At 48.7% G+C, this 6,779-nt stretch carries 10 protein-coding genes and 2 pseudogenes; 5 read left to right on the forward strand and 7 right to left on the reverse strand.

Annotation, left to right across the window (positions count from 1 at the left end):
- Positions 1 to 56: 56 nt before the first annotated feature.
- The 4 genes and pseudogenes from ACJHX4_RS26375 to ACJHX4_RS26390 form a co-directional block, all read right to left on the reverse strand.
- Positions 57 to 254 carry an MbeD family mobilization/exclusion protein gene (locus ACJHX4_RS26375; protein ID WP_250695747.1) on the reverse strand — a complete coding sequence of 66 codons (198 nt, stop codon included), beginning with the start codon at positions 252 to 254 and terminating at the stop codon, positions 57 to 59.
- Positions 255 to 317: 63 nt separating this feature from the next.
- Entirely contained in the window at positions 318 to 836 is a 519-nt protein-coding gene (locus tag ACJHX4_RS26380) for an MbeB family mobilization protein (protein ID WP_000067500.1), read from the reverse strand.
- Positions 837 to 1,203: 367 nt separating this feature from the next.
- Positions 1,204 to 1,572 (reverse strand): annotated as a pseudogene (locus ACJHX4_RS26385) (hypothetical protein); the annotation flags it as partial.
- On the reverse strand, positions 1,514 to 1,837 hold the full coding sequence (locus ACJHX4_RS26390) for a MobC family plasmid mobilization relaxosome protein (protein WP_000955999.1): 324 nt from the start codon (positions 1,835 to 1,837) through the stop codon (positions 1,514 to 1,516). The gene ACJHX4_RS26390 and the pseudogene ACJHX4_RS26385, both read right to left, overlap by 59 nt.
- 63 nt (positions 1,838 to 1,900) lie before the next feature.
- Here ACJHX4_RS26390 and ACJHX4_RS26395 point away from each other — a divergent pair, with 63 nt between their 5' ends.
- Together ACJHX4_RS26395 and ACJHX4_RS26400 are read left to right on the forward strand one after the other, a co-directional pair.
- Entirely contained in the window at positions 1,901 to 2,092 is a 192-nt protein-coding gene (locus ACJHX4_RS26395; protein WP_000165985.1) for a Rop family plasmid primer RNA-binding protein, read from the forward strand.
- Positions 2,093 to 2,761: 669 nt separating this feature from the next.
- Positions 2,762 to 2,920 (forward strand): replication initiation protein, encoded by a 159-nt coding sequence (locus ACJHX4_RS26400; protein ID WP_071531517.1) that lies wholly within the window; start codon positions 2,762 to 2,764, stop codon positions 2,918 to 2,920.
- A 198-nt stretch (positions 2,921 to 3,118) separates the two neighbouring features.
- On the opposite strand, the gene ACJHX4_RS26405 is transcribed toward ACJHX4_RS26400, so the two are convergent.
- On the reverse strand, positions 3,119 to 3,256 hold the full coding sequence (locus tag ACJHX4_RS26405; RefSeq protein WP_001405930.1) for a colicin release lysis protein: 138 nt from the start codon (positions 3,254 to 3,256) through the stop codon (positions 3,119 to 3,121).
- A 47-nt stretch (positions 3,257 to 3,303) separates the two neighbouring features.
- Between ACJHX4_RS26405 and ACJHX4_RS26410 the strand changes: the two genes are divergently transcribed.
- Positions 3,304 to 3,645, forward strand: coding sequence for a colicin E1 immunity protein (locus ACJHX4_RS26410; RefSeq protein ID WP_000058759.1), 342 nt, complete (start codon positions 3,304 to 3,306; stop codon positions 3,643 to 3,645).
- On the opposite strand, the gene cea is transcribed toward ACJHX4_RS26410, so the two are convergent.
- On the reverse strand, positions 3,642 to 5,210 hold the full coding sequence (cea, locus tag ACJHX4_RS26415; RefSeq protein WP_000447006.1) for a pore-forming bacteriocin colicin E1: 1,569 nt from the start codon (positions 5,208 to 5,210) through the stop codon (positions 3,642 to 3,644). The two genes, ACJHX4_RS26410 and cea, sit on opposite strands and share 4 nt — an antisense overlap.
- Before the next feature lie 259 nt (positions 5,211 to 5,469).
- Between cea and ACJHX4_RS26420 the strand changes: the two genes are divergently transcribed.
- Positions 5,470 to 5,907 (forward strand): hypothetical protein, encoded by a 438-nt coding sequence (locus ACJHX4_RS26420; protein ID WP_001405929.1) that lies wholly within the window; start codon positions 5,470 to 5,472, stop codon positions 5,905 to 5,907.
- 80 nt (positions 5,908 to 5,987) lie between these two features.
- Complete coding sequence (locus ACJHX4_RS26425) at positions 5,988 to 6,407, forward strand: Exc2 family lipoprotein (protein WP_001254967.1); 420 nt, start codon at positions 5,988 to 5,990, stop codon at positions 6,405 to 6,407.
- Positions 6,408 to 6,617: 210 nt separating this feature from the next.
- On the opposite strand, the pseudogene ACJHX4_RS26430 reads toward ACJHX4_RS26425, so the two are convergent.
- Positions 6,618 to 6,779 (reverse strand): annotated as a pseudogene (locus ACJHX4_RS26430) (nuclease); the annotation flags it as partial.

The following is a 6,779-nucleotide window of genomic DNA, read 5'->3' on the forward strand; positions in this document are numbered from 1 at the left end:
ACGCTCCCGTTCCAGGGATAACACATGTTCGCGCTCCTGTATCAGCCGTTCCTCTCTTATCTCCAGTTCTCGCTGTATAACTGGCTCAAGCGTTCTGTCTGCTCGCTCAAGCGTTCTGTCTGCTCGCTCAAGTGCTGCACCTGCTGACTCAACTGCATGACCCGCTCGTTCAGCATCGCGTTGTCCCGTTGCGTAAGCGAAAACATCTTCTGCAATTCCACGAAGGCGCTCTCCCATTCGCTCAGCCGCTGCATATAGTCCTGTTGCAGCTGCTCTAAGGCGTTCAGCAAATGTGTTTCCAGCTCTGTCACTCTGTGTCACTCCTTCAGATGTACCCACTCTTTCCCCTGAAAGGGAATCACCTCCGCTGATTTCCCGTACGGAAGGACAAGGAATTTCCTGTTCCCGTCCTGCACAAACTCCACGCCCCATGTCTTCGCGTTCAGTTTCTGCAATGTCTCTTCCTGCTTCCTGATTTCTTCCAGGTTCGCCTGTATCCTCCCTCCAAGATACCAGAGCGTCCCGCCACTCGCGGTAAACAGGAGAAAGACTATCCCCAGTAACATCATGCCCGTATTCCCTGCCAGCTTTAACACGTCCCTCCTGTGCTGCATCATCGCCTCTTTCACCCCTTCCCGGTGTTTTTCCAGCGATTCCTCTGTCGAGGCTGTGAACAGGGCTATAGCGTCTCTGATTTTCGTCTCGTTTGATGTCACAGCCTCGCTTACAGATTCGCCGAGCCTCCTGAACTCGTTGTTCAGCATTTTCTCTGTAGATTCGGCTCTCTCTTTCAGCTTTTTCTCGAACTCCGCGCCCGTCTGCAAAAGATTGCTCATAAAATGCTCCTTTCAGCCTGATATTCTTCCCGCCGTTCGGATCTGCAATGCTGATACTGCTTCGCGTCACCCTGACCACTTCCAGCCCCGCCTCAGTGAGCGCCTGAATCACATCCTGACGGCCTTTTATCTCTCCGGCATGGTAAAGTGCATCTATACCTCGCGTGACGCCCTCAGCAAGCGCCTGTTTCGTTTCAGGCAGGTTATCAGGGAGTGTCAGCGTCCTGCGGTTCTCCGGGGCGTTCGGGTCATGCAGCCCGTAATGGTGATTCACCAGCGTCTGCCAGGCATCAATTCTAGGCCTGTCTGCGCGGTCGTAGTACGGCTGGAGGCGTTTTCCGGTCTGTAGCTCCATGTTCGGAATGACAAAATTCAGCTCAAGCCGTCCCTTGTCCTGGTGCTCCACCCACAGGATGCTGTACTGATTTTTTTCGAGACCGGGCATCAGTACACGCTCAAAGCTCGCCATCACTTTTTCACGTCCTCCCGGCGGCAGCTCCTTCTCCGCGAACGACAGAACACCGGACGTGTATTTCTTCGCAAATGGCGTGGCATCGATGAGTTCCCGGACTTCTTCCGGATTACCCTGAAGCACCGTTGCGCCTTCGCGGTTACGCTCCCTCCCCAGCAGGTAATCAACCGGACCACTGCCACCACCTTTTCCCCTGGCATGAAATTTAACTATCATCCCGCGCCCCCTGTTCCCTGACGGCCAGACGCAGCCGGCGCAGCTCATCCCCGATGGCCATCAGTGCGGCCACCACCTGAACCCGGTCACCGGAAGACCACTGCCCGCTGTTCACCTTACGGGCTGTCTGATTCAGGTTATTTCCGATGGCGGCCAGCTGACGCAGTAACGGCGGTGCCAGTGTCGGCAGTTTTCCGGAACGGGCAACCGGCTCCCCCAGGCAGACCCGCCGCATCCATACCGCCAGTTGTTTACCCTCACAGCGTTCAAGTAACCGGGCATGTTCATCATCAGTAACCCGTATTGTGAGCATCCTCTCGCGTTTCATCGGTATCATTACCCCATGAACAGAAATCCCCCTTACACGGAGGCATCAGTGACTAAACAGGAAAAAACCGCCCTTAACATGGCCCGCTTTATCAGAAGCCAGACATTAACGCTGCTGGAGAAGCTCAACGAACTGGACGCAGATGAACAGGCCGATATTTGTGAATCGCTTCACGACCACGCCGATGAGCTTTACCGCAGCTGCCTCGCACGTTTCGGGGATGACGGTGAAAACCTCTGACACATGCAGCTCCCGGAGACGGTCACAGCTTGTCTGTGAGCGGATGCCGGGAGCTGACAAGCCCGTCAGGGCGCGTCAGCAGGTTTTAGCGGGTGTCGGGGCGCAGCCCTGACCCAGTCACGTAGCGATAGCGGAGTGTATACTGGCTTAACCATGCGGCATCAGTGCGGATTGTATGAAAAGTACGCCATGCCGGGTGTGAAATGCCGCACAGATGCGTAAGGAGAAAATGCACGTCCAGGCGCTTTTCCGCTTCCTCGCTCACTGACTCGCTACGCTCGGTCGTTCGACTGCGGCGAGCGGTACTGACTCACACAAAAACGGTAACACAGTTATCCACAGAATCAGGGGATAAGGCCGGAAAGAACATGTGAGCAAAAGACCAGGAACAGGAAGAAGGCCACGTAGCAGGCGTTTTTCCATAGGCTCCGCCCCCCTGACGAGCATCACAAAAATCGACGCTCAAGTCAGAGGTGGCGAAACCCGACAGGACTATAAAGATACCAGGCGTTTCCCCCTGGAAGCTCCCTCGTGCGCTCTCCTGTTCCGACCCTGCCGCTTACCGGATACCTGTCCGCCTTTCTCCCTTCGGGAAGCGTGGCGCTTTCTCATAGCTCACGCTGTTGGTATCTCAGTTCGGTGTAGGTCGTTCGCTCCAAGCTGGGCTGTGTGCACGAACCCCCCGTTCAGCCCGACCGCTGCGCCTTATCCGGTAACTATCGTCTTGAGTCCAACCCGGTAAGGCACGCCTTAACGCCACTGGCAGCAGCCACTGGTAACCGGATTAGCAGAGCGATGATGGCACAAACGGTGCTACAGAGTTCTTGAAGTAGTGGCCCGACTACGGCTACACTAGAAGGACAGTATTTGGTATCTGCGCTCTGCTGAAGCCAGTTACCTTCGGAAAAAGAGTTGGTAGCTCTTGATCCGGCAAACAAACCACCGTTGGTAGCGGTGGTTTTTTTGTTTGCAAGCAGCAGATTACGCGCAGAAAAAAAGGATCTCAAGAAGATCCTTTGATCTTTTCTACTGAACCGCGATCCCCGTCAGTTTAGAAGAGGAGGATGGTGCGATGGTCCCTCCCTGAACATCACGTATATAGTTAGCCTGACATCCAACAAGGAGGTTTATCGCGAATATTCCCACAAAAAATCTTTTCCTCATAACTCGATCCTTATAAAATGAAAAGAATATATGGCGAGGTTTAATTTATGAGCTTAAGATACTACATAAAAAATATTTTATTTGGCCTGTACTGCACACTTATATATATATACCTTATAACAAAAAACAGCGAAGGGTATTATTTCCTTGTGTCAGATAAGATGCTATATGCAATAGTGATAAGCACTATTCTATGTCCATATTCAAAATATGCTATTGAACACATAGCTTTTAACTTCATAAAGAAAGATTTTTTCGAAAGAAGAAAAAACCTAAATAACGCCCCCGTAGCAAAATTAAACCTATTTATGCTATATAATCTACTTTGTTTGGTCCTAGCAATCCCATTTGGATTGCTAGGACTTTTTATATCAATAAAGAATAATTAAATCCCTAACACCTCATTTATAGTATTAAGTTTATTCTTATCAATATAGGAGCATAGAATTCCTGTAACAATAGCAATACCCCAAATACCTAATGTAGTTCCAGCAAGCAAGCTAAAAAGTAAAGCAACAACATAACTCACCCCTGCATCTGCAGCTTTCTTCTCTAATGTAAGAAATAGTGGCTTCCAGTCACCTGTATCCTTAATTTTTAGGATATCAGATACCACATCATATCCAAAAGAAACATGCCCCGTAATCTTCAAGTACTTGGCAAACTGATCTAAATGTTTAGCCCAGTCATCATACTTCACCGATGCCAACGCATTAAAAATAGCATCACGATCGGCTTTGCTGAATTTCTTATTTAAAACATCCTTGTATTTTTCAAAAGCAGCGAGAGCTTCATTCACATTGCCGATTTTCTTACCTTTAGACTTATCAGCAAGTTCCTGTGCCATTTTCGAATATTTTTCACCATATTTTTCAGTCAGCGTTTGATAAAAGCTAACTGTTGCATCAACAGCATCCTTAATCTGTGAATTAAGGAGATTATTCTGTGCTTTTTTCAAATTTTCTTCAGCTTCATGAACACGAGCGATACCGGCATTACGATTATTACTGACCTGAGAAATAGCCTTCTGGATCTGAGTTATATCAGCATTTATCCGGTTAATACGTGTTTCTGATGCTGTTACCTGTTTTTGTTTTTCTTCTCTAATCTTACCGGCCCCAACCCGTCGTCTGGTTGCTTCAAAAAAAGGACGGTTCTGAAGCGGATCATTGGCTCTTGGTGATAGTTTTTTGACCAGCTCATCCAGTTCTTTATATTTAGCGGATGCCTGAGCCAGTTCATTTCGTTTTCCAGCGAGCGTTTTCATTTCTGCATCACGGGCATGGATACTGGAGCTTAAACGAGAATTGAGAGTCTTAATCTCTCCATCCATTTTCACCACTTCAGATTGTGCAGCAGAAAGTTTTTTTTGGGCGATCTCAACAGCTTTAGCTTCTTCACTCAATGCAGCCAGTCGTTTCTCTTCAGCTTCAGCCAGTTTCAACTGGCGTTCTGTTTCAGCCTTCTCCCGTTCAATCTCTTTACGTCGTTGTTCTGCTTCCTGAAAAGCCTTTTCTGCTGCTTCCGCTTCTTTACGGGCTTTTTCTTCTGCTTTCGCAAGGCGCAAACGCTCTGCTTCCGCCTGCATAGCTGCATTATTAGCATGAGCAAGCTCTGTTGCTGAAGGCGTACGTGAGGCATTGTGACGAAGAGCCTCATTCACGATATCCTTCAGGCGCTGAGTCAGCGCATCCCTGTTTGCCTTTGCTTTCGCCTGTGCTTCCGCTGCAGCTTTTGCCCGGGCAGCCTGCTCTGCCTGTGTTTTCTTTAATTGAGCAGTAGACCATTTAGCAGTTGCATGAATAGCTGCAGAACTTTCACTTTTACTGCCTCCTTTTCCACCTCCGCCGCCAGAGCCACTCCCGTCAGGAGTACCATTCAAAAGAGTAATAATTACCTGTCCCTTATCATCATAAGGAACACCATCTTTATAGTACGCTACCGCGGTTTCCATTATAAAATCCTCTTTGACTTTTAAAACAATAAGTTAAAAATAAATACTGTACATATAACCACTGGTTTTATATACAGCATAAAAGCTACGCCGCTGCATTTTCCCTGTCAAGACTGTGGACTTCCATTTTTGTGAAAACGATCAAAAAAACAGTCTTTCACACCACGCGCTATTCTCGCCCGATGCCACAAAAACCAGCACAAACATTACCGTTCTCAGACCTCATTATGTTTTACTGAAACTATGAGATGAGACATCTATGGGACACTGTCACTTTATGGCATGGCACACACTCCGGGACGCACTAAAAATGACAGGCAGATCGCGTTCACAGTTTTACCGTGATATGCGCGCAGGCCTTGTCAGTTACCGTACCGGCAGGGACGGACGACGGGAGTTTGAAACCAGTGAACTGATCCGGGCATACGGCGAATTAAAGCAGAATGAGACACCAGAAAGGCACAGTGAGGGACATGCAGAAAATCCACATGATCAGCAGACAGAACGCATTCTCCGGGAGCTGAATGAGCTGAAACAATGCCTGACGCTGATGCTTGAGGATAAACAGGCACAGGATATGGATCGCAGACGCCAGGAAGCAGAACGGGAACAGCTACAAAATGAGATAGCCCAGCTCAGGCAGGCACTGGAACTGGAAAAGAAACGGGGATTCTGGTCCAGGTTGTTCGGTCGCTGAACGCTGTCAGAGACTGATGATAAAATAGTCTTCGGATAATAACTCACCGAGAATAAATACTTTAAGGTAGGGAGACACTCATGAGACGTACCGGAAACAAACTTTGTCTTATCGCCATGATAACAGCAACAGTAGCTCTCACAGCCTGTACCCCAAAGGGCAGCGTGGAACAACATACCCGGCATTACGTATATGCTTCTGATGACGGTTTTGATCCCAACTTTTCCACCCAAAAAGCCGACACAACACGAATGATGGTGCCTTTTTTTCGGCAGTTCTGGGATATGGGAGCTAAAGATAAAGCGACAGGAAAATCACGGAGTGATGTGCAACAACGCATTCAGCAGTTTCACAGCCAGGAATTTTTAAACTCACTCCGGGGCACAACTCAATTTGCGGGTACTGATTACCGCAGCAAAGACCTTACCCCGAAAAAATCCAGGCTGCTGGCTGACACGATTTCTGCGGTTTATCTCGATGGCTACGAGGGCAGACAGTAAGTGGATTTACCATAATCCCTTAATTGTACGCACTGCTAAAACGCGTTCAGCGCGATCACGGCAGCAGACAGGTAAAAATGGCAACAAACCACCCGAAAAACTGCCGCGATCGCGCCTGATAAATTTTAACCGTATGAATACCTATGCAACCAGAGGGTACAGGCCACATTACCCCCACTTAATCCACTGAAGCTGCCATTTTTCATGGTTTCACCATCCCAGCGAAGGGCCATCCAGCGTGCGTTCCTGTATTTCCGGCTGACGCTCCCGTTCCAGGGATAACACATGTTCGCGCTCCTGTATCAGCCGTTCCTCTCTTATCTCCAGTTCTCGCTGTATAACTGGCTCAAGCGTTCTGTCTGCTCGCTCAAG

The organism is Escherichia sp. WS2035 (genome assembly GCF_046487065.1).
GTDB lineage: Bacteria > Pseudomonadota > Gammaproteobacteria > Enterobacterales > Enterobacteriaceae > Escherichia > Escherichia coli.

Excerpts from the sequence above, each read along its gene's own strand:
- ACJHX4_RS26375 (WP_250695747.1), bottom strand. The coding sequence starts at position 254 with ATGCAGCGGCTGAGCGAATGGGAGAGCGCCTTCGTGGAATTGCAGAAG.
- ACJHX4_RS26380 (WP_000067500.1), bottom strand. The coding sequence starts at position 836 with ATGAGCAATCTTTTGCAGACGGGCGCGGAGTTCGAGAAAAAGCTGAAA.
- ACJHX4_RS26390 (WP_000955999.1), bottom strand. The coding sequence starts at position 1,837 with ATGCTCACAATACGGGTTACTGATGATGAACATGCCCGGTTACTTGAA.
- ACJHX4_RS26405 (WP_001405930.1), bottom strand. The coding sequence starts at position 3,256 with ATGAGGAAAAGATTTTTTGTGGGAATATTCGCGATAAACCTCCTTGTT.
- ACJHX4_RS26410 (WP_000058759.1), top strand. The coding sequence starts at position 3,304 with ATGAGCTTAAGATACTACATAAAAAATATTTTATTTGGCCTGTACTGC.
- cea (WP_000447006.1), bottom strand. The coding sequence starts at position 5,210 with ATGGAAACCGCGGTAGCGTACTATAAAGATGGTGTTCCTTATGATGAT.
- ACJHX4_RS26420 (WP_001405929.1), top strand. The coding sequence starts at position 5,470 with ATGGGACACTGTCACTTTATGGCATGGCACACACTCCGGGACGCACTA.
- ACJHX4_RS26425 (WP_001254967.1), top strand. The coding sequence starts at position 5,988 with ATGAGACGTACCGGAAACAAACTTTGTCTTATCGCCATGATAACAGCA.